This is a genomic window from Facklamia lactis, assembly GCF_015863205.1.
Taxonomy (GTDB): domain Bacteria; phylum Bacillota; class Bacilli; order Lactobacillales; family Aerococcaceae; genus Facklamia; species Facklamia lactis.
Window position 1 is genome coordinate 227,052 of record NZ_JACBXQ010000002.1, and the last position, 22,640, is coordinate 249,691.

Sequence of the window (22,640 nt, forward strand, 5' to 3'; positions counted from 1 at the left end):
ATGATTAAAGCTTCCAATAAAATACAGAAATTTTTAACTGCATTATTAATTATTTTTCTCATATATTTTATCTTTATGGCAATTATAAATCCGATCACCGCCGTAATCAGTGAAAGTCTTTGGTCTAAAAACGGCCTAAATCTCAATTCAATTTATAAAGTTCTTAACTCAAATCGAGCTATGAACGCGATCAAAAATTCTTTTGTTCTTGCAATCACTTTAACAATAACCTGTAATGTATTAGGTTTATTTATGGTTCTAGTCACTGAATATTTCGAAATTAAAGGAGCAAAATTTCTAAGATTAGGTTATTTAACTTCTTTATTAATGGGCGGACTAGTTATGAACTTTGGCTACCTACTAGTCTACGGTAAAAACGGATTCATTACAAAATTACTTGTGCAACTGATTCCTAATTGGGATTCTTATTGGTTCGAAGGTTATGGAGCAGTCTTATTCGTTATGACACTAGGATGTACCCATATTCATATGCTTTTCTTAAGAAATGCCATTCGTTCAATTGACTTTAATTTATTAGAAGCTGCAAAAATTTTAGGCTCTCATCCCATACAAATATTATTTAAGGTTGCTCTTCCTACCATCCTACCTGTCCTACTTACTTTATTAATAATGACTTTTCAAACTGGTCTCGGAGCTTTTTCAGCACCTGTTATGATTGGTGGAAAAGATTTCCAAACTATTTCGCCACTTATTTTAACTTTTGCTAATCGTCCCCGATCACGAGAAATTGCTGCACTGATGTCCATTTTTCTTGGAATCTGTCAACTCATTTTACTTTATTTTTTAACAAGAAATGAACATAAATCGCAGTTTTTATCTGTTTCAAAAACAAAGGCCAAAATTCAAAAACAGAAAATAACATCCCCTTTATTAAATACGGGAATTCATTTTCTTGCATACTTATTATTATTGTTGTTCTTACTGCCTTTTATAGCAATCATTCTGTCCTCATTTACTAAGGCAGAAGCTCTGAGACACTTTACACTGTCCTTTCAACAATTCACTCTTCAAAACTATGTAAATGTGTTAACCAATATTAAAGGTTATAGACCTATCCTCACATCCATTATCTACTCTGCACTAGCGGCCTTTTCTGCTGTTAGTTTAATGACTATTGTAGGACGTATCATCCAAAATTCCAGCCGTAAATTCTGGTCCTTTTTATTGGAATACAGCTTTTATATTCCTTGGTTGATCCCTTCTCTGCTACTCGCTCTTGGTTATTTATTCGCTTATGATTCACCTACTAAATTACTTTTTGGTCATTCTGTGATTGGTTCGTGGTGGATTTTGCCCCTAGCTTATATGGTCGTTTCGTTACCGAATAGTTTGCGATATATAAAGGCTTCCTATTATGGTGTGGACAATCAATTAGAAGACGCTTCTAAAATGTTAGGTGCCTCGAAGATCCAAACATTTACGAAAATAATTATTCCAATATTAATTCCAACTTTATTGGCTTTAATTGCTATTCAATTCAATTCATTAATTGATGATTATGACCTTTCAGTCTTCTTGTACAGGTCTTCGAATCCTCCTTTAGGTATTGAAATCCGGAAAAATGCTAATCCAGACATGAACATTAACGCTCAAGCCATAAACGCAGTTTACTCTGTTATTTTAATGTTCATTAAAGGCCTTGCCTTATACTGTGTTTATAATTCTGGCAGCCAACAGTTAAATCAAAAAGCAGGTCATCTTTAATTTAAAAAGCACACTTAACTTTAAAGTTAAGTGTGCCCTATATTTTTATTATTCAATTTCTACTAACGCCTCTACTATCTGATCAATATCATCATTGCGAAGTGTCCTCACATCAAATTGAACTGCATCCTGGTGAACTCTAGCAATAATAGGCTTAGCTAATGAACGTAGGTACATTTCAATTTGAGCTGCACTGATACTATGATGAGCAATTTGAACTAAGCTCGTTGGTAGGGTCGCACCTGGAAATGAGCCACCCCCAATTTGTGATTCACCTACAATAACTTCAACAGACCATTGCTTTCCTATAGTTTGAATACGATCACTTAACTCTCTTGCTTTTTGATCTAGTTCTTCCCTTGATTGACTAATCATTTGTAAAACCGGAATTTTTTCTAAAGCCAACTCTGGATTTAAATATTGACGCATCGTTACCTCTAAAGCCATCAAAGTAACTTTATCTGTTCGTAAAGCACGAGTTAGCGGATGAGATCGCATTTTATCTAACAAGGCCTTCTTTCCTACAATAATTCCAGCCTGTGGGCCTCCTAATAATTTATCACCGGAGAAAGTAACGACATCAAAACCAGCATCAATAGCTTCCTGAACTGTTGGTTCATAAGGCAAACCAAATCGCTGCATATCTAAGAACAATCCTGAGCCTAGATCATTTAGAGCGAGCAAGCCATTCTCATGTGCTAAATCTACTAGTTCTCGGTCATCCACCTTTTCAGTGAAACCAACTAAATGATAATTAGAAGTATGAACTCTCAGTAAGGCCCCTGTCTCTTCATTGATACCTTCTGCATAATCTTTCAAGTGCGTTTTATTCGTCGCTCCTACCTCATGAAGAATCGCTCCTCCACGAGTAATGACTTCAGGTATTCGGAAGGCTCCCCCAATTTCAACTAATTCTCCTCGAGAAATCAAGACCTCTTTTCCATCTGTTAAAGCGGATAACATTAACAGAACAGCTGCTGCATTATTATTCACAACTAAGGCATCTTCTGCGCCAGTAATCTGTTTTAACACATCCTTCAAATGAACATAACGTGAGCCTCTTTTCCCCGCCTCAAGGTCATATTCTAAATTAGAATAAGAAGGTCCCAGCTCTATAATTGAATTAATAACCTCTTGAGATAAGAGCGCTCTTCCTAAATTAGTATGTAAAACTGTCCCCGTAGCATTAATAACTGGTTTTAATGAGGAGGCCACCCGATTTTCTAAGGATTTATTTATATTTTCCAGTATACAATCATAATTTGCAATGCTTTCGTCAGTTAATTCCCCCTCTAAAATTCCTTGACGAATCTGATCAATTTCATTTTGAATTGTTTCTTTAATGTATGAAGTATCTAATTTATGTTGCCATTTCTGTATCGAGTCTTCTTGTAACACTTTATCAACTTTAGGTAGTTTGGCTAACAAATGCCGCATTATAGTAGTGCCTCCTCAATATTATCTAAATATTTTGGATCCATAATTCGAGAATCCTCAATACGTTGGGTAATTCCTCGTTTATCGAAATCATCTAATAATAATAAAGCATATTTACGACTAGTACCAAGTAGATTTCGAAAATCTGCTAATGCTATTTCACCATGTTCTTGACAGAAAGCTGCTAGACGTCTTAGTGCCTCATTATAATAGGAAACATGCAATTCAACTTGTTTATCAAGACGATAAAATTCATTACTTTTACGCATCTGCATATAGACTTCTCGCTTAGTTTTATCTTTACCTACCACTTCTTCAAACAATGGGGGAGCAAAAGGATTCTCTGCTAATTGCTCCTCAATCTCTTGCCTTGCCTTAGCTTGTGCGGGTGAAATCGCAATCGAATGACCTTGCATCCGAATCAATTCCCCTTCAATTACAAACGTTTCGCTATCTACCAATGTCTGAATAATTGCATTTAATTCTTTTGGTGCCATTTTGCTAAAGCGAGAACGAAACTCTTCTAGTGACATTCCTGCTTCCATATTATTAGTTTTATGATAGTCAGAAAGAATCCTAATCATTTGTTCGGACAATGTATCAAATAATGATGTAGCCATATAAAATTGCCCAAATTTCATTAACTGATTATTTGTAAGCATTTCTTCTACATAGCTTTCTATTAATTTCATATCTTCTCCAAGATATTCTGACATTTCCTTGGCAGAAGTAAAACCAGCTGAACGATTCGACATGAAATCCAACAGAATATCGACGGTTGAACCGGACTCCATCACTTCTAATGACTCAATTACTTCCTGATTATAGCGCTTATGCTTGCGTGGAGTGGCATCCAACACCTCTCCGCCTCCAATAGTTACCACGGGTGAAAAATTCCTTAAAATAAAGCGATCTCCCTTTTTTACAGCAATCTGCTCTTCTAATCGAATTTGCATAAATCCAGTAGTACCTGGCTGGATCTTATCTACCCCCAGTGGAACTAATCGTCCGATAACTTCACGCGTTCCAATATGGACATGAACTCGGTCCCACAGCTCCATCGGCTGGTTAGCATCATTTAAACACATAACTTTTGCATCAATCATATAAGAAGCTTCTAAGGACGCTGCACTTAAGACATCCCCTCGGCCAATTTGATTCAAATCAACTTTAGTTAAATTTAAGGCCGTTCGATTTCCCGCATGAGCCATTTCTTGATCTTCTTCATGAATTTGGATTGTTCTAACGCGCGTTTTTACACCAGAAGGATAAATTGTCATTTCGTCGCCAACCCTTAAAGAACCGTCAATTAAAGTACCAGTCACTACGGTTCCAAATCCTTTCACTGAAAAAGCTCGGTCAACATTCAATCTCGCAGGTAAATTCTCACTTTCTCGTTGTATTAGCTCAATTTTTTCATTCAATGTTTCTTTTAATTGATCTATTCCCATACCGGCAATTGCATCTGTTTCAATAATCGGTGCATCTGCAAGTTTAGTACCAGCAAATTGCTCTTTTATATCTTCATAAACTAACAATTTTAAATCTTCATCAGCATCGAGTATTTTTGTAAGCACAATGATAAAGTTTTCAATTCCTAGTAAATTTAAAACAGCCACATGTTCTTTTGTTTGGGGCATGATCCCTTCATTCACATCAATGACTAACATCACAAGATCAATCCCTGCTGCTCCTGCTAACATATTTTTTATAAACTTTTCATGTCCTGGAACATCCACTATTCCAATTCGTTCGCCATTATCTAAATCTAAATAAGCAAAGCCTAAATTGATAGAAAGGCCCCGCTGTCTCTCCTCCCTACTCGTATCCGTTTCAATACCAGTTAAGGCCTTGATCAGCGTGGTCTTTCCATGGTCAATATGCCCTGCCGTCCCTAAAACGACATTCTTCATTGGGTTTTCCTTTCACTTCTAATCTACTAAGGCTGGACAACACGGTCGTAAGAACGCAATTGCTCTAAGATATAACGCATATTAGTCTCTTCTCCAACTGCTAATTGCTCTCCCATTTCATAAAAACTCACACATGTGCCACAAGCTTTTATTGAAACTCCCTTATCTGATAAAGTTTGCAAATCTTCAACCGTATCGGCGCCAGACTTCGCTAACAAAACACCACTATTAAATAATAGAATTTCCTTAGGCAACTCTGTCTCTTGAGCTAAAACAGATATAAAAGATTTAGCTAAAGTTTCCCCAAGAACAACCTCTCCTGACCCTACTTGATCACTATCCATGACGACTAAATATTCTGACATTCTAATTCCTCCTTAAATTATTTAACCGTAATTAATTTTTCACCCTGTTCTTTAATATAACCAATGTGTGCAGCTTCAATATTTTTAGCTTTGTATGCCTGCATGATTCCATCTAACTGGTCTTGTGGCACCGTTATTAAAAGGCCACCTGAAGTTTGCGGATCAAATAAAACCTCTTCTAAAGCTGTATCTTCCATTTGAAAATCAATATCTTCCCCATAATGTTGACGATTACGCTTCGCGCCACCAGTTGTTAACTTAGCCTTTGCCGCTTCATAGGCCCCTTGAATAATTGGTATCGATTTGGCATCTAACTCCGCACTTGCATGACCATCTACCATCTCGATTAAATGTCCCAAAATCCCAAAACCAGTAATATCCGTACAAGCAGTCACTTGGTAATCCAACATAATTTCTGCTGCATATTTATTCAGAGTGGTCATCGAAACAATGGCTTCATCAAAAGCTGTCTGATCAATTAAGTTTTTATTATGAGCAGTTGTCACGATCCCCACCCCAAGTTTTTTGGTAGCGATTAATGCATCTCCTGCTCGACACCCGTTATTCGTAATAATTTTGTCTGGGTGAACCACACCTGCTACTGCCAAACCATACATTGGCGGATCTTGGCGGATCGTATGTCCACCTGCAAGGACTCCTCCTGCTTCCGCAACCTTCTCTGCACCTCCACGCAGAATTTCTGCTAATGCATCGAGAGGTTGAGAATTATCAGGATATGCCACAATATTCAAGGCAGTAATCACCTGTCCTCCCATCGAATAAACATCTGAAAGGGCATTTGTTGCTGCAATTTGCCCAAAGTGATAGGGATCTTTTACCATTGAAGGAAAGAAATCAGTGGTTTGAATAACGGCTACATCTGGTGCAACTTGATAAACAGCTGCATCATCACTCGAATCATATCCTACTAATAGATTTTCATCATATTGCTTCGGTAGACCTGCTAAAATATCAGACAAACTGCCTGGTCCAATTTTTGCATTTCATCCTCCACAAATTTCTAATTCTGTTACTTTTTGATTATCTACCATTTAAATACCTCTTTCTTATACTTTAACTTTCTTTTTATTCAAATGTTGATAAGTATAATTATACCGCTAACCAACAGAGATTTCAGTAAGAAAGATTTGTATTTATTATTTTATCCAATAAAAACAGCACAAGTTCCCCTGTGCCGTTCAATAATATACTATATGATAAAATTAGAAGTCTAATTTTTCAGATTTTACGCGACCTTTTTCATTAATAAAGTAACGGTCAACACGGTCAGTAAATGGAGTTGCTCCTGCACCAGTTCCATCTTTACGTAATGAAACTTGTAAAACTTTATGATCGAAATCTTCATTTTCTTTACGAAGACCCTTCATTACTTTTAACATTGAAATTGGAGTTTCAGGCTCTTTAAGAGTGACAAAGGCTTTACCTTTAGCTAAGGCCTTCTCAACTAAACCTTCTACCTCTTCAGCTGGGGCACCAAATACTAGATAGTATTCTCCCTCTTTTTCGATATCTTCAGCTTTACGAACTTGTACTGATTCATGAGTTTTCTTAGCTAATTGCATAATGTTTGCCATCAATGGGCGTGAACCTGTCGAACGGTGACCTGCAATAACCACTGATTCTTTATTCGCAAATGCTTCCTCAATATAATTAGCCACTGTTTCGTTAAATAAACCATCATCGACAAACTTTTGTAGAATTGCGTTCATTAAATAAAACCTCCATCATTTATTAGTAATGTGTATATGTTCACAATATCACAAAAATCACTTTTTGAAAAGGGTTTTACTAATAATAATTGAATTAAAACCAAATTCGTGAAAAGTATGATTTTGTCCTGTATAATTAATTAAACAAACTGATAAATGAGGTGAAATAATGTCAAAGGAGTCAAAGGAAAAGATCAATCAAGAAACGATCCAACAATCAGTGGCTGATTTCTACCACGATATTGCAACCAATAAGAAAACAACAAATGTTGATTCAGATGAACTCAACCAATCAATCGGCTATTCTAAAGAGGAAATTGCAGCTGCACCAGAAGAAGCAAACATGGGCCTAGGCTGTGGTAATCCTCAAGAAAAAGCTCAACCACAAGTTGGAGAAGTGGTTGTAGATCTTGGATGTGGCAAAGGCTTTGATGCATTTATTGCTGCAAAATCAGTTGGAAAAACAGGTCAGGTAATTGGAATTGATATGACAATGGAAATGATCAGAAAAGCAAGAGAGATTGCTAAAAAACGTAAATTTACTCAAGTGGATTTTCGACTGGGAGAAATTGAACATCTACCTGTCGCAGATAATACTGCCGATCTTGTAATCTCCAACTGTGTTATTAATCTTTCAACTGCAAAACAACAGGTCTATAATGAAATTTTCCGCATTTTAAAACCTGGTGGTAGAATTGGCATTTCAGATATTACTTTATTTGAAACTTTACCCGATTCTGTCTATGAAAATCCACGGATGTATGGAACCTGAGTAGCTGGGGCTATAACTTTGGATAAGTTAGAGACCATCCTAAACAATGCAGGATTTATAGACATCGACATTGAACGAAAAGTTGTATCTGATCAATATGCAGCGAAATGGGGCATTGACGATGTGGATTTAAAACACTATCTCCGTTCGTCCACTATTACTGCCTATAAGCTCTAAAACACATTCCTGTTAATGGCTTATACGCTTAATTAAACGATTATAGTCTATAAAGCGTGCTCACCCCATAAATATATAACATAATAGCCTAGATAGTCGTTACAGCAACGACCATCTAGGCTAGTTTAAATTCCTGGCGGGAACGTGTGAGAATCGAACTCACCCAAGACGCTCTTAACGCCTCATACTGGTTTTGAAGACCAGAGGGAACACCAGAACCCATCCGCTCCCAGACTTGAGTCTTTTAACAAGACTCATATAATATTACCAGTAGGCCCCTTAAAAATCAAGATCAATTTTACTCTTTTCAATCGGACAATTTGAATCCTGAGTCCATTCATCCATCGATCCATCATAAACAGCAACATTCTGCTTTCCTAAAGACTTTAAGATCATAAAGATCCAAGAAGCCCCAACACCAAACCCACAATAAATAATAATGTCAATATCTGGACTTAAGGCATCTGACTCAAGAAATTTAAGCGCTAAATTATTCTTAGAGATTAATTCACCTGTCTCACTATCTGACATTGAGCCATAAAAGACATTAACACTCGTAGGAATATGCCCCGCTTTATCTTCACCATATGGAGCAATCTCTCCCCGAAATTGTTCTGGACTTAAAGCATCAATAAGATTGGTCGTATCGTCTTGTATTGCCTTCATTACATCCTCTTTTGAAGCATAATACTGATCCTTTGGTTCTACTTGTAAATGTCCTTTTGAATAGCGGATGATTTCTTTACTAGTCACTCTATTTTCAGCAAGCCATCGATCCAACCCACCTTCGAGAATGGAGACTTTTTCTAATCCTGCATATAACATCTGCCAAGCTAATCTTGCTGCCCAAATTGAAGCTGAGTAATTGACTCCAACTTGAGGTCCTGAATCATAGATCACAACATGCGTATCATTCGAAATTCCCATTTCTTCTAATTTTGTCACAAAATCTTTCTGTTTTGCAGCAGTAAAAGGTAATTTGGCCTCGGAATCAGATAAATCAAATAGATTAGCTTCAACTGCCCCAGGTATATGCACATTTTCATATTGCTCCTTACCTGTTCTCAACATTTCATCATGATCTAAATCAAAAAAGATTGTAGCATCCACTACTCTAACCTGTTCATTATCTAAATTTGCTTCTAACCATTCGGGACTAACAAAATACTGATGCGCCATAATTCTCTCCTTTTCTAAAAAATATGCGTGCATCAAAAGATACACGCACTATTCACTCATTCTAAAAATTAATTTTCTGAGGATTCTTCTGAACTCGACTCTTCTTTTGAACCTTCTTCAGATGAAGATTCTTCTTTTTCTTCTCCAGAATCTTTCTCTGAATTTTTAACAGAGTAAGTAATAATAACAGGTGTCCCATCTTCAGGTAAAATTTCTGTATTTCCCATAAATTCTACTTCGCCACGTTTTTCAACAGCCCCATATGTATAGGTTGAGTTAGAAATAAGTCCAACAGGGCAAGAGTCTAAACAAGTAATACATCCAGTGTGCTTTTCTTTAGCAGTTTCTTGGTTACCACCGAAATGAAATTCAAACTCATTTCCATTCGAATCAACGATTGTTTCTCCTAAATCATATTCTTTCTCTGCACCTTCCCATGTTACCTTAATATCTAAGATATCGCCTTCAACATGAGTTTCTTCTGCATTTTCCGGAGTCATATTATCACCCGGAACAGCTCCGATTTCAAGCAAATTATCGTAGAATTCATTTTGGTTCACTTTTGTTCCATAAATTGATTTTCCACCAAAATTTCCATCATCAAACACAACTCCATGACGAGTAGATGTTTCTAGATATTTCCCATTAACATGAGCAAGAATTGTGATTGTTCCCGCTTCTTTATCCAATATCATTGGATTTTCTTCAGTTGGAACTTCCCCCTCAGCAAATACCGTTGTCGATAAACTTAATGCTGTAACGAATGTAAAAGCAACCGTTACCAATTTTTTAATCATTTTTTTCATATTAATTTTTCCTTTCATATACATATGCTTTTTGTTTTTGATTACGAAATACAAGATATACCATTATGAAAGTCATAATAGCAAGTATTGCAAGCGTAATCATTCGATTAGTACTTAATGGTGTCTCTAAAAAGAACATATCCCGAACATTATAATAAAAAATATTAGGAGACTTAATAAACATTAAAACCACCATTAATACTTCTCCGATAAAGAAAGTAATAGGTTTAATTTTAAACAGGATACTTACCATCAAAAATAAAGCAAAAACCAACCAACATAACACCCAAGTGTGGACACGCATTTCTAACCATACCCAGTAAGACATTAATGCTCCAGCTAGTAATGCAAATACAAAACCTGAACAAATAGCTGAAACAAAATTTTCAAACTTTGACATGAGTTCCTCCTTTCTAATGGCTAATTATAATTTTATTTGTAGCCAACGGTCAAACAACTCTCTGCGCAATTTATTACTTTTTTTAATATGTGGGGTATTCAGTCTTACGTTCCTCAAAGGTTTTGAATCTGAATAACTTGTAGGATCAAAGTCTTCGGCTATTAATGATCCTTTTGATAAGCTGTTAATAGATATCGTAAAGTCCTGCCATTCATCAACAAAATAGTCAGGATCAACTAGATATGCAGCTGCTAAAGAATCCCAATTGTAAAAACCTTTGATTCCATATTCTAATTCATTATCTACAAACCATGGATCAGAGTACTTCTGAATTAGCTGTGCTATTTTACTAGTATTGCCCAAAAAGGCTTGCTCATAATCTGCTCTCGTAAATAATAAATCTAAGCAATTATTCCCCGTCATAATTGAAACGTTTTGTCCCTTAGTTAATACATTATAAGTTGCTTGAGGGTCACAAGAAAAATTTAATTCAAGCATTTCTTGCTTAGCAAACATCAAGGGCTCAGTAGTTCCACCCATCAAAACAATTTGCTTCACTTTCTGGTAGAAAGTGGAATCTAATAGATATGCTCCTTGTAAATTAGACATTGATCCTAGTGCTAAAATGATGAGCTCTCCCTTATACTTTTTTGCTAATTCAATTAACAAATGGCTAGCAGGAGTTAAATAGTCACCATTCTCTTTTGCTCCTTTAGCATACGGAACTTCTTGAAGCCCTAATTCTTCTATTAATCTTAAAGTACAACAATCCACTTCCTCTACTGAGGCATTCCCAAATGTCGAAGTAATTCCTACAACCTCAACTCCCTCAGAACCTAATAAATACATTAAAGCAAGCGCATCATCAACATCTCGGTTCGAGGTATAGAAAGTATTATCAAAATCTATTACAACTTTCATTCCTTCACTTCCTTTTCATCCGTAATCGCCTCTTCAACTTCTTCCTTGGGTTTTTTTAGATATTTCCCCAAAAAAGTTGTCCCAATCACTAAGATAGCGAGTAACGCAATTGAAAGATAGAAAGAGGAATCGTTGGGCTCTAAGGCTTTATCGCCAACATTGACATATATCAAAGTTCCCGGCAAGATACAAACCAGTGACACCCAAAGATAATCCCATAGTGGAATATCAGTTAAACCAAAAGCATAATTTTCAATATTATACGGAATCACTGGCATCAACCTAGCTAAGGCTAGAACAAAATTTAAACGTCCCTTATCAGCTGAAAGGATTTCTTTCGATTTGGGATAACGATTATACAAATACTTTTGAACACTCGTCCGTAATAAATAACGAGACATCAAAAACATAAAGGTTAAATTTAAGGCGGCACCAATAAACGTTAAAATTGAACCCTCAACTAACCCATATCCCATGCCTCCTACAAATGCCAAGAAAGGAACAGGAAAAAATCCAATCGGTAAAAATATCCACAAAGCGATATACAAAAGCCTTCCATAAGAACCCGCATTTTCTATCATTTCTCTTACTCGATCCGTAGAAAAATAACGCGTAATCCATACCGTCGCGATCAACAAAAGAACAATCATTGCCCCTTTGAATAAATTAGTCCATAGCTTTTTCTTTGTTTCTATCATTGTACACCGACTTAACAATATAGATCACAATAGTAATGGCAAACAATGAAAGTAGGCCTACAAATAATTGTTTACCGCCACCACCAAAGTTTTGACCGATATAAGAATAAACTAAAGTCGCCGGTAATTGACCAATTCCAGTAGCAATAAAGAATGGCCAGAATTTCATTGAAGTTAGACCAGCAGCATAAGACACAATATCGAAACTCATAAATGGTAATAAACGACAAACCAGAATAGTATGTTTCCCATATTTTTCAAAGAATCCATCCAATGATTTGAGAGCCGTTTCACTGGTGATTTTAGAAACCACATCACGACCTAATATTCTTGCAATATAAAAGCATAAAGCTGCTCCTGCCATTGCGGAAGACCAAGATAATAATGCACCCCACGCCCAACCAAAAATGGCTGCATTTGATAAAGTAATCAAAAAAGCTGGGATAGGCGATAAAATAGACTGCAATACCATTAAGAAAAATGACACGACCGCTGCAATACTACCGTACGAACGAATATATTCAATCGTTTCCTCTAAATTCACAGCTTTCATCGCTCCAACAGATTCGTTTACAAAAGAATTAACCGGAGCCACAAAGAAATAAATTAAAAGTAATACAATAATGGTAACTACAAGGGCTATTTGACTTCTTTTCATATAAACCTCCTTTTTATAATACAAAATAACAATAAATCCATTCACTCTTAATTTAGCGCATCTCCCCTTTCAATCATAAAGCATTATAGTATCCGTTGAATATAGGATTCTATCTCCTCTGCAGAGAGCAATCCTAACTGGTGATGAACCACTTCGCCGTCAGCATTCACAAAGAGTGTGGTAGGTAAGAAATTCGCCTTCATCGCAATCATCGTCGAAAAATCAACATCATAATAAATTGGAATGCTTAAATCCATTTCTGCTTTAAATTCACTCACAGCCTCTTCAGTCTCAGTAGGTTGTGAATAGGTCGCATTAACAAGATAAAAATCAATTTCTTCTTGATATTTTTCCCAAGCATTTTGAAGATCTGGCAATTCTTCTTTACACGGTTCACACCAAGTGGCCCACATATTGATTACCATGGGGCGACCCATTTGATGAGATAATGTAATTGTCTTGCCTTCTTCATCACTAAATTCAATCTTAGCAAGATCAAATTTATTCTTCGCTGTTTCATCTTGGATTGAAATAGTATCATCTTTACTTTCACTATATTTACTCTCAGAAAATTCCATACTCTCCTCTGACTCCACTACTTCTTCTGTTGTTTTTAAAGAAAGGCCTTCAAGTTTACTAGATGTTTCTTCTAAGCTCGTCATCATCTCAAGTTCGCCTTCAGTTGAAGAGTTCTGGTCAGAAGAAAGGCTTAAATTTTGTTTTCTCGCTTGAGAATAGATCAATCCTCCTATACCTAATAAAACAACTAGTAGAATAATATACATATATATTTTTTTCATTTTATCCCTCCTTAATTAAGCCAAATACGCTAACAGTCGTCCCAAAATACCAGACATCGTTAATAAACCAAAAATAATTAAAAATCCACCCGATAGTTTATGAATTAAACTAAAGTGTTTCTTCAAAAATTGAATCGCCTGCTTACTTTCCTCAATTAATAAAGCAGAAATTAGAAAAGGTAATCCTAATCCTACACAATAAGATAAAATTAACACAAATGATCGAATTGACGACTCGACTGTAGCAATATACGTTAAAGCAGCCGCTAGAAAAGTTCCAACACACGGAGTCCAAGAGACGGCAAATACTATTCCAAATAGCAAAGGATTCGCTACATTCCCTTGATTTCCTGCTCGACTACTTAATCTTGTCATCCACTTCTGACCCCTCAGATAATCAATGCCCATCATCACCATCACAAAACCAGCTAAAATATTAATAACACTTCGATTAATTAATAAAAACCGTCCAACAGTAGAAATAAAGAGACTCATCAGAATAAAAACAAAACTAAACCCAAGCATAAACATTAATGCCTTCACAAAGGTTTGTCGTGAACTTAATTGATGATCATCACCTGCAAAATAAGCAACATATAAAGGAACCATTGGTAATAAGCACGGAGAAATAAAAGTCATAATACCTTCGAGAAATAACAACAAATAATCCATTTCAGCTCTCCTCCTCCGATACTAAGTATATAATAATATTATTTATCTCCAAAAAAATTAGAGTGGTGAGATCACAAAATCTCACCATTCTATGTGAATAATCGCTTATCTATTTTTTATTCCAGCTCGAGGCTTTCTTTTAATGGACAAGTTTTTGACTCTGTTAATTGACCTCCACATGAAGAACCAGCTCCTGCTGTACAACCGTAACAATAATTAACAAAGATAATCTCACGACTCAAATCTTTCTCATAGATAATGTCTCGAATATTATCATATTTAGAAGTCTTTAACTTTGCAGCAAGATGGAAATCACAATCATATAACGAACCATCCCAATCGCACGATATTTGTGTGCGACACATTAAACCAGCTTCGGTTTCAGGATTATAAGCTTCTTCTAATAAGTCTAAATATTCCTCAAATTTATTATTTTCTACTAAATAATTTTTAAAATGACCGATCGGTAAATTAGTAATCACAATTAAATTTGAAAATTCAACATCCTGCTTGCCTAATTCACGTCGATAATCCTCTTCTAAAGCAGCCTGAGGTCCTGGTAAAAAAGCACCAAGTGGATTATAAACAAGATTTAAAGTTCTTTCTCTTCCATAGCCTATGCTATTAAGATCACGAATGCCTTGAAGGATATGAGCGTATGATCCTTCTCCCCGCATAGTATCCGTATTCTGAGCTGTATAACAAGGAAGAGAAACTGTTACTTCAATATTTTCGATCGTTTGTAATAAACTCATCAGTTTCTTTCGACGGCCAATTCCAATTGCATTAGTTCTTAAAATAATGGTGTCTACTAATTTAGAACCTTCTTCTATAAAATAAGGGAGTTTATTGAGCATAGTCGGCTCACCCCCCGTTATATCCAACACTTTCATGTCATGATTTCGGAGAAAATCGAGAATGGCATCCATCGTATCCAAGCTCATTACTTCATTATTGCTATCCCACATAATATGGCAATGGCTACACCGTAAATTACAAACTTTACCGACATTAACTTGCAAAGTCGTAATATCGCCCGTTGACATATACTCTTTGCTGATTTTATCTACGAAATTCATGATGACCTCCTCATGTTAAAAATAGTTACATATTTATACAACTATTTCTTTACAAATGTTAGTCTATCAAATTTAATTATCCTTGTGAGCATTTATACAAAAAATAAATTTCTTTCCACTTTTATTTATTATTAAAATCTATAACTATAAAAATCACTATTGTAGGGATCGAAATGACAATTTGTTAAATTCTAATATTAAAAACGTCTGTTTTATTCAATTTATTCATAACAAAAAGAGACCTTTCAGTCTCTTTTCGGTCTCTTATAATTGAAACTTTCTAACTTCTTCTGGTCCACCGTCCACTGCAAAAGCTAAAAACTGATCCATTACTTTCCAATGCATTTCAGTATCTCCCGCTTCCCCAAACGTGAGCCCCAAAGGGAAGTCCACAATGAACATCCTTGGAGGTCTGGCTTTTTCTGCAACTTTAGGTAAATGCATAATCGAAACGGCTCGAATCCCCTGTTCTTCAATCTCTCTTTGTATGAGTCCTACAGACTGATGACAAATATATCAGCCAGGTGAAAGTAAAACTAAATCAACTTCATCCTCCACTAATTGACGAGCAATCTCTGGAGCTGTTTTTTCCATTAAAAGATCTGTCCGAGGAATATATCCCATCAAGCCAAAGTGCCGAGGAGCAACGGAGCCGATACGCCCCTGTTCAACTAATTCATGTAACATTTGAAGCGGAAATACACAATTCAAATCCTGATCTGCTGGCTTATGATCATAGTGATCATGCGTGATCATTATATCCTGAATTTCACTATCACCAGGAATCATTCTAAAAGTATGATCACCTTTAATGTTAAAAGGCTCTTCCCATTTCAAATGAGGACCAGAGGTTGTAACAAAAGCTACTTTTGCCTCACTAAGTGGTTTCTCCATCTCAACAATATTAGGGGCCTCATCGATCGTCACCACCATCCGTTTGGCCACCGCAGCAATAATATTTTCTTTGATACTACGTTTTTTCATATTGATCCTTCCTATGAATAATATATTTTCATGATCTTTTCAATCGATTCATTTCTTCTAAACAACCATTGACAATACTGCATTTTAACCAGCGTCATTAACACACCTTTCTGCTCAAAGCGTCTCGCTGATGTATAGAGAGGCATCGGGGCTATTTTTAACTTTTGCTTAGCCTGTTTTGAGCGAATGGAGAAATCATAATCTTCCATCAAAGGAAGATGTTTAAAGCCTCCTATTTCATCATAAAAGGTTTTCTTCATATGAATTCCCTGATCTCCAAAAGCAATTTGTCGATAAGCTAACCGCCAATTGGAGCCAAACTCAATGAGTTTCAGAAACAAATTATTACTTGTGAATCGTAAAGGAAAAGCTCCAATACTCGCTCTTTCAAGGTTCATTCTAATACAATCTAAAGGAGAACTCTTGAAATATGAGTCAGAATGCAAAAATAAGAGGTTATCGCCATTTGAATGCCGAGCCCCATAATCTAACTGATTTCCTCTTCCTTTCCTCGCCCTTAATACCTTTAAACCACCAGCTTGAAGCAATTCAACACTTCGATCATGACTCCCACCATCCACCATAATTATCTCAATAGCAGGATCATTAAAGACCTTTAAATTTTCGATCAAAAGTGGAAGATCATTTTCTTCATTATAAATAGGAATAACGACGCTCAGTTCTACTTTCTTCAAACGATCTCCCCTAGCATCTTAATATAATTTTCAATCTGTTCCAAAAAGGGAACCGAAATGAACTTCGAAATCGTTTCAAAAGTCTGATCATTATTTTTAACTTTACTCGACTCTAAATATTGAACATACGCCATTGAACACCAGGTAATCCCCCGAAGACAAGTAAAATGAAGATATTGTTTAAGCTTCTCCAGTTTTATCGGATTATTAGACTTAATATTATATGTTTCTATAAATTGATCAATCTGATTACGATCCAGAGCAACATCAGTACGCCATAGTGTAGTAGTCGGAGCTAAAAAGTGTGCCAAATCTTGCTCTTTTTCTCCAATTAATGGCTTTTCCCAATCAATAATATAAGATTTACCCTCCGGATTAATTATAAAATTATGTGAATTCAATTCCGTATTAATCACACAAGGATTCTCTAACTCTTGATCACGATCGTAGTTCGCTAAACTTGCCATTAAAGAGCTGATCTTTGCTTCAACTACAAGATCTTTATGCGGCCAATTTTGATAATGATTAAACATTTCCAAAAATTCTTCATACATAACCTGAAAAGGGTGATTAGCTACAATTAAACTTGGTATTTGCTCACAATCAACATTGTGAACCTTAGCCAAAAGTTCTGCAGCGATCTTAAGATCCTTCTCGTAATTTAAAGGACGACCTGGTAAATATTCTTCAATCAAAAAGCCTTTTCCTAGAATTTCTGTCTTTGCTTGACAAAGATAGACTTTTGGCACCACACCCGACGAAGCTAATCCTCTCAGAGCTAAAAATTCGTATTCAATCTGATTATCCAGGTGCATTTGCGATCCTAATGCAATTCGCAATATTTTTTTACCATTATCAATTAGAAAATTCGCATTATATTCACCTTGATTTAAAAAACTTGCAGAGGGATCATTTGCTAAATATTTTGCAACATCCTCTCGTGTATCAAGATCATGAATTAACTTTGTTTCTCCACATGCCAAGCCTGCCTTTTCTACTACTGATTTACTCTGAAAAAAAACTTGATCGTGTGAATATTCATCTATTGCAAACATCTCAGGTCTAAACTTTCGACTAGCCGCAATGCCATATCCCCCATCCGCAGTAGGAGCAAAAACGACATCATAGCTTTCTAATTGTCTAAAAACATCTTCTAATAATTCTTTGGTGATATCCACCAAATCACATCCCACTAATGCCACTTTTTCATATCCCATATTAAATACTTCTTTCATGGCAACTCGCATACGTTCACCTAAATGATCACACTCTTTTTGCGCAAAAATTTTATCTTTTTCAACATTGAGATGCTCACTTATTTCATCTTTTCGATCTGAAGGAGTTACAAAAACAAGAACTTCAGCGTCGAGCAGCTGAAGCTCTTTAAAAGTTTTGCTTAACAAGTATTTAGAAAGATGATGGATATCTTCTTTGGGTAAAAAACCTTGAAGTCGCGTCTTATTAAAACCTACAATCGGCAACTTCACAAAGTAAATTACAGCTTTTGACATACTTGACCTCCTTTTACATCAGTCGAGCAAGAAAGTTGCTCAGGATGAAATAAAAAAATTAATAAACAGCCAACAAAATTAAAAAAACCCAGTATTGAAAGACCTACCACAAAATATGGGTACATTATAAATTCTTGATTACCGTGAAATACAAACAGGCAGAAGATTATAAATGATGCGAATAAAATTAATAGTTTCCAATGAACTCGCCAAGAAAAGCGGTAACAAAATTGAATTTTACGTTCTGTAAAAAGCAAGGCCCAAATACCTAATAAAATGATCAGAGCAGAAGCTATTATCCATAACCATTTATTCGATTCATTGATGATTGTCGCTTCCGCTTGATATAAGCGATAAAACAAATGACGATAAAGTCCCGATCTTTTACTAGAATAATCATTTATAAATAAACCGACGCTAAGAACTAGTACTTCTAGAATCCAGTATATTTTACTTGCCATAAATTCCCCCCTAGCTCCAAGTATTATAGCATAGTTACATAGAAGGAACGATAGACATTCATCAAGTGTTATTTGTTTTACTTATAAATACATATCATTTATTAAACTAGTCTATTTGTTATTATATGAGCAATCTACTATACTAAAATCATCAATATTAAGGAGTGTGTTTTATGCGTAAAACATTATTAGCGGTTTCAAAATCAGTAATGGCTTTAGCTATGATTCTTTCTTTAGGAGCTGGAAGCGTATTCGCCCAAGAAGCTTCATCAATGGAAGGTGAAGAATTAGAGAAGATTGAATTGGATAAGAAGAAAAAAGAAAAATATTTAGTGATCGATGTTCGTCCCGAAGAAGAATACGATGCAGGGCACTTAACACATGCGATCAATATTCCACTTGAAGAATTAGAAGCGGATCTATCACGGTTAGAAGAATATAAAGAAATGCCAATTGTTGTATATTGTAATACCGGTAAAAAATCTGGAGAAGCAGCTGATCTTCTTCTATCAAATGGATTTACTGATGTAACAAATGCTGCAGGTGTTAAAGATTTTGAATATACTTTAGTTCCTTTTGAGTCGATTTTATATGACGAAGTAGTTGCTGCTGTAGAAGAAGGCAAGGCCATCTTTATTGATGCGCGCGATGCTAAAGATTTTGAACAAGGTTCTCTTCCAGGAGCGATCAATGTTCCAGCTGACACACCAGAAGTTGCTTTAGAACAATTACCAGAAGACAAAGAAACTGAAATCATTACTTTCTGCTACTCTGGAAATAAATCAGCAGTTATTGCTGAATTTTTAGCTAACGAAGGCTATACAAATGTTAAAAATTCTCTCTATGGTACTAAAGAAAAAGACGACTTTCCAATTGAAGCCGCAGAATAATTTCTAAACATTAAACTCCCCACTCTAATGAACGCCTGCCACTATATGTGAAGAGGCCATTAGAGCGGGGAGTTTCTTTAAAATTCTCTATCCATATTTTCTAGCTTTTCATAAGGGTATTCATAATAAAGATCTTGTCCAAGCTTGACCTGATTATCATAATCAACCAGTATCTTCTTAGCTTGTCTAATTAATATGAAGAGTCCAATAACGTTTGGAATGACCATCAATCCATTCATCATATCCGCTAGCTCCCAAATCATACCAATGTTTAATACCGTCCCCAGAATAATAAAAATCCCAACCAGTATTTGGTATACTCGCAAAACAAGCTTCGAATTAAACAAATATTTAATATTGGCCTCTCCAAAATAATACCAACCAATAACTGTTGTAAAAGCAAAGAATAAAAGCGCTATCGCTAAAAATTTTGAACCAAGATCGCCAAATCCCAAAGCAAATGCCTGCATCGTGACTTGCGCCCCTTCATACCCCTTCTCTAATGCAACATTATTCGCATTGGAGACCAAAATCGTGACCGCTGTAGCGGTACACACAATTAAAGTATCGATAAATACTCCAATCATTGCCACCGATCCTTGAATCACTGGATGTTTGACATCAGCAACTCCGTGAGAATTCGGAGTAGATCCCATACCCGCTTCATTAGAGAAAAGCCCTCTGGCAATTCCGTATCGAATGGCAGTCCGTATCGTGTACCCGATCACTCCACCTGACACAGCTTTTGTCGAAAAAGCTGATGTAAAAATTAATTTAAGCACTGGAATAATTTGATCATTAAACTTTACCAACATCGCAATCGCACTAATCAAATAAATTAAGGCCATAATCGGCACAATCATTTCAGCAAATTTTCCAATTCGTTCCATACCTCCAATAAAGATAAGAGCTCCCACTATCGCTAAGGTAATCCCAATAGCAATTGAAGGAATTCCAAATGCTTCAGTCATCACTGAGGCAATAGAATTAGATTGGACGGCATTTCCGACTAAACCTAATGCCAGAATAATTAAAACAGCAAAAATAGCCGCCAAAATTTTTCCTAAGCCTGCCATCCCTCTTTCTTCTAAACCTTTACGTAAATAAAAGGCTGGACCTGCCACTAATTCACCACCACGAGTTTGACGATAGCGTTGAGCTAAAACTGCCTCTACAAAAATCGTCGCCATACCCAATATGGCTGTAATCCACATCCAAAATACTGCCCCAGGACCACCTGTAAGAATGGCACCCGCGACACCCCCAATATTTCCTGTCCCTACTTGTGCAGCAACTGCAGTAGCCAACGATTGAAAAGAAGACATGGATCCTGCCTTGTTCGTCCTATCTCGATTAAACAACTGTCCAAAACTGTGATCCCATCCCAGTTTAATTTTGCTTAACTGTGGAAAACCTAGATAAAAAGTCGATACTATCCCAAAACCTAATAAAATAATCATCATCGGCGGACCCCATAAGAAACCATTCATAGTCGTAATGAAATCTTCGAAAACCGTCATTTATATATCCTCCCATTCTCTTAATGAACACGATGAATAAATGCTTTACCAACCGATATAATTAGTTTATCCTCGTCACTCCTTCCTGTTCCAAATTCTTTTTAGCTCCATTACTTCCCAATCAAGGCTTACAATCCTATCATACATCATTATTAAAGCGCTTTCAATACAGATAATTAAAAAACACCCTTATATTATAAGGGCATCTATTAAAGAGAACTTAATATAGTAACTCTTTCCTTCTTTTAATTCAAAAGTTTGATGATAACCTAGATTTACATAGACAGTCTGTCCACTCTTATCTATTTCTAAAACAGCTTCTTGAAATTCTGGATATCTAATTAATCTTGTTAATCTTCCTCGACAAATGATTTCTTTTTGATCTAACCAATCAATTTCTTCTTCAAACATTTCCATTCTACTCGGCCGTACCATGAATCTGACTTGTCCCCCTATTTGTTCCGAAAAGTTCTTCACTTTCTGACCCAAAATATAAAGATCTCCTTGTCTAATTACGCCTTCAAAATGATTAGCTTTGCCAAAAAAATCGGCAATATAGCTAGATTGAGGCTGACTAATAATTTGTTCAGCGTCATCTATCTGTAAAATTTCTCCACCTTGCATAAAAGCAATACGATCTGCAAATTCAATGGCCTCACGTTTATCATGTGTTACCAAGATGGTCGTTAAACCTTTATCATGGTGTAAGGCACTTATCAGTTGCCCCATCTCTCTTCGCAGAGGTTCATCTAACCCAGAAAAAGGCTCATCAAGAAGTAATAATTGAGGATCCATTGCCAGCCCTCTCGCCAAAGCAACCCTCTGTTGCTGGCCTCCTGATAATGATTGAATAGGATAAGAATCATAACCTGTCAATTGGACATCAGCCAGTAAGCTTGCTACCTTTTGCTTAATGACATTATTGTTTATCTTTTTTAATCGCAAAGAAAATGCCACATTCTCAAACACATTATAGTGCGGGAAAAGCCTCATATCTTGAAAGACTACCGATATCGGCCGCTCATTTGGAGGAAGTTGGCTTAAGTCCTGTCCATTTAATTTCACCTGTCCATCAGAAGGCTCAATTAAACCTGCTATCGTTTTTAACAGTGTCGTTTTTCCACTTCCAGAAGGACCCAATAAAGCGAGATACTCGCCTTTGGAAACTTCTAAGGAAACGTTCTTTAGAATTGCTTGCTTATTTAATTTAACATTTAGTTGTTTAATAGCTAAAGTCATCTTCCACC

Annotated in this window: 24 protein-coding genes and 1 tRNA gene; 4 read left to right on the top strand and 21 right to left on the bottom strand. The window is 36.0% G+C overall.

Annotated features, from left to right (window positions below):
• Entirely contained in the window at positions 1–1,725 is a 1,725-nt protein-coding gene (locus tag HZY91_RS04005; protein WP_218958239.1) for an ABC transporter permease, read from the top strand.
• A 48-nt stretch (positions 1,726–1,773) separates the two neighbouring features.
• Here HZY91_RS04005 and selA read toward each other — a convergent pair whose 3' ends face one another.
• From selA to HZY91_RS04030, 5 genes are all read right to left on the bottom strand, one after another.
• The gene (gene selA, locus HZY91_RS04010) at positions 1,774–3,162 is read right to left on the bottom strand and encodes an L-seryl-tRNA(Sec) selenium transferase (protein WP_197114983.1); all 1,389 of its coding nucleotides are present in this window, start codon (positions 3,160–3,162) and stop codon (positions 1,774–1,776) included.
• Positions 3,162–5,075: a selenocysteine-specific translation elongation factor gene (selB, locus tag HZY91_RS04015; protein WP_197114984.1), complete on the bottom strand. Its 1,914-nt coding sequence runs from the start codon at positions 5,073–5,075 to the stop codon at positions 3,162–3,164. Before selB ends, selA begins: the two co-directional genes overlap by 1 nt.
• 26 nt (positions 5,076–5,101) lie before the next feature.
• On the bottom strand, positions 5,102–5,440 hold the full coding sequence (gene yedF, locus HZY91_RS04020) for a sulfurtransferase-like selenium metabolism protein YedF (protein WP_197114985.1): 339 nt from the start codon (positions 5,438–5,440) through the stop codon (positions 5,102–5,104).
• A 17-nt stretch (positions 5,441–5,457) separates the two neighbouring features.
• A complete protein-coding gene (gene selD, locus HZY91_RS04025) occupies positions 5,458–6,435 on the bottom strand; it encodes a selenide, water dikinase SelD (RefSeq protein WP_328752114.1) in 978 nt (325 codons plus the stop codon).
• 228 nt (positions 6,436–6,663) lie between these two features.
• On the bottom strand, positions 6,664–7,170 hold the full coding sequence (locus HZY91_RS04030; protein ID WP_197114987.1) for a hypothetical protein: 507 nt from the start codon (positions 7,168–7,170) through the stop codon (positions 6,664–6,666).
• 169 nt (positions 7,171–7,339) lie between these two features.
• On the opposite strand from HZY91_RS04030, the gene HZY91_RS04035 reads away from it, so the two are divergent.
• Both HZY91_RS04035 and HZY91_RS04040 read left to right on the top strand, forming a co-directional pair.
• Complete coding sequence (locus tag HZY91_RS04035; protein ID WP_197114988.1) at positions 7,340–7,942, top strand: methyltransferase domain-containing protein; 603 nt, start codon at positions 7,340–7,342, stop codon at positions 7,940–7,942.
• Between the two features lie 18 nt (positions 7,943–7,960).
• Positions 7,961–8,119, top strand: coding sequence for a hypothetical protein (locus tag HZY91_RS04040; RefSeq protein ID WP_197114989.1), 159 nt, complete (start codon positions 7,961–7,963; stop codon positions 8,117–8,119).
• 134 nt (positions 8,120–8,253) lie between these two features.
• On the opposite strand, the gene HZY91_RS04045 is transcribed toward HZY91_RS04040, so the two are convergent.
• The 14 genes from HZY91_RS04045 to HZY91_RS04110 form a co-directional block, all read right to left on the bottom strand.
• Positions 8,254–8,350: transfer RNA gene (locus HZY91_RS04045), tRNA-Sec, on the bottom strand.
• A 48-nt stretch (positions 8,351–8,398) separates the two neighbouring features.
• Positions 8,399–9,298, bottom strand: coding sequence for a sulfurtransferase (locus HZY91_RS04050; RefSeq protein ID WP_197114990.1), 900 nt, complete (start codon positions 9,296–9,298; stop codon positions 8,399–8,401).
• A 68-nt stretch (positions 9,299–9,366) separates the two neighbouring features.
• Positions 9,367–10,104 (bottom strand): YdjY domain-containing protein, encoded by a 738-nt coding sequence (locus HZY91_RS04055; protein ID WP_235991455.1) that lies wholly within the window; start codon positions 10,102–10,104, stop codon positions 9,367–9,369.
• Between the two features lies 1 nt (position 10,105).
• A complete protein-coding gene (locus HZY91_RS04060; protein WP_197114991.1) occupies positions 10,106–10,504 on the bottom strand; it encodes a hypothetical protein in 399 nt (132 codons plus the stop codon).
• A 24-nt stretch (positions 10,505–10,528) separates the two neighbouring features.
• The gene (locus tag HZY91_RS04065; protein WP_197114992.1) at positions 10,529–11,425 is read right to left on the bottom strand and encodes a nucleoside hydrolase; all 897 of its coding nucleotides are present in this window, start codon (positions 11,423–11,425) and stop codon (positions 10,529–10,531) included.
• Complete coding sequence (locus HZY91_RS04070; RefSeq protein ID WP_197114993.1) at positions 11,422–12,123, bottom strand: TVP38/TMEM64 family protein; 702 nt, start codon at positions 12,121–12,123, stop codon at positions 11,422–11,424. Before HZY91_RS04070 ends, HZY91_RS04065 begins: the two co-directional genes overlap by 4 nt.
• A complete protein-coding gene (locus tag HZY91_RS04075; RefSeq protein WP_197114994.1) occupies positions 12,092–12,781 on the bottom strand; it encodes a TVP38/TMEM64 family protein in 690 nt (229 codons plus the stop codon). Before HZY91_RS04075 ends, HZY91_RS04070 begins: the two co-directional genes overlap by 32 nt.
• 83 nt (positions 12,782–12,864) lie before the next feature.
• Complete coding sequence (locus HZY91_RS04080) at positions 12,865–13,581, bottom strand: TlpA family protein disulfide reductase (RefSeq protein ID WP_197114995.1); 717 nt, start codon at positions 13,579–13,581, stop codon at positions 12,865–12,867.
• Positions 13,582–13,596: 15 nt separating this feature from the next.
• The gene (locus HZY91_RS04085) at positions 13,597–14,253 is read right to left on the bottom strand and encodes a cytochrome c biogenesis CcdA family protein (protein ID WP_197114996.1); all 657 of its coding nucleotides are present in this window, start codon (positions 14,251–14,253) and stop codon (positions 13,597–13,599) included.
• Between the two features lie 116 nt (positions 14,254–14,369).
• Entirely contained in the window at positions 14,370–15,332 is a 963-nt protein-coding gene (gene arsS, locus HZY91_RS04090) for an arsenosugar biosynthesis radical SAM (seleno)protein ArsS (protein WP_197114997.1), read from the bottom strand.
• Between the two features lie 264 nt (positions 15,333–15,596).
• Positions 15,597–16,316 carry a glycine/sarcosine/betaine reductase selenoprotein B family protein gene (locus HZY91_RS04095; protein WP_268888813.1) on the bottom strand — a complete coding sequence of 240 codons (720 nt, stop codon included), beginning with the start codon at positions 16,314–16,316 and terminating at the stop codon, positions 15,597–15,599.
• Between the two features lie 11 nt (positions 16,317–16,327).
• Positions 16,328–17,011, bottom strand: coding sequence for a TIGR04283 family arsenosugar biosynthesis glycosyltransferase (locus HZY91_RS04100; RefSeq protein WP_197114999.1), 684 nt, complete (start codon positions 17,009–17,011; stop codon positions 16,328–16,330).
• A complete protein-coding gene (locus HZY91_RS04105; RefSeq protein ID WP_197115000.1) occupies positions 17,008–18,522 on the bottom strand; it encodes a TIGR04282 family arsenosugar biosynthesis glycosyltransferase in 1,515 nt (504 codons plus the stop codon). Before HZY91_RS04105 ends, HZY91_RS04100 begins: the two co-directional genes overlap by 4 nt.
• The gene (locus tag HZY91_RS04110) at positions 18,507–18,983 is read right to left on the bottom strand and encodes a hypothetical protein (RefSeq protein ID WP_197115001.1); all 477 of its coding nucleotides are present in this window, start codon (positions 18,981–18,983) and stop codon (positions 18,507–18,509) included. The genes HZY91_RS04105 and HZY91_RS04110 overlap by 16 nt, the downstream gene beginning before the upstream one ends.
• A 173-nt stretch (positions 18,984–19,156) precedes the next feature.
• On the opposite strand from HZY91_RS04110, the gene HZY91_RS04115 reads away from it, so the two are divergent.
• Entirely contained in the window at positions 19,157–19,873 is a 717-nt protein-coding gene (locus HZY91_RS04115; RefSeq protein ID WP_197115002.1) for a rhodanese-like domain-containing protein, read from the top strand.
• A 77-nt stretch (positions 19,874–19,950) separates the two neighbouring features.
• Here the strand turns inward: HZY91_RS04115 and HZY91_RS04120 are convergent, their stop codons facing one another.
• Both HZY91_RS04120 and HZY91_RS04125 read right to left on the bottom strand, forming a co-directional pair.
• Entirely contained in the window at positions 19,951–21,393 is a 1,443-nt protein-coding gene (locus HZY91_RS04120; protein WP_197115003.1) for an alanine/glycine:cation symporter family protein, read from the bottom strand.
• 189 nt (positions 21,394–21,582) lie between these two features.
• Positions 21,583–22,632, bottom strand: coding sequence for an ABC transporter ATP-binding protein (locus tag HZY91_RS04125; RefSeq protein ID WP_197115004.1), 1,050 nt, complete (start codon positions 22,630–22,632; stop codon positions 21,583–21,585).
• Between the last annotated feature and the right edge of the window lie 8 nt (positions 22,633–22,640).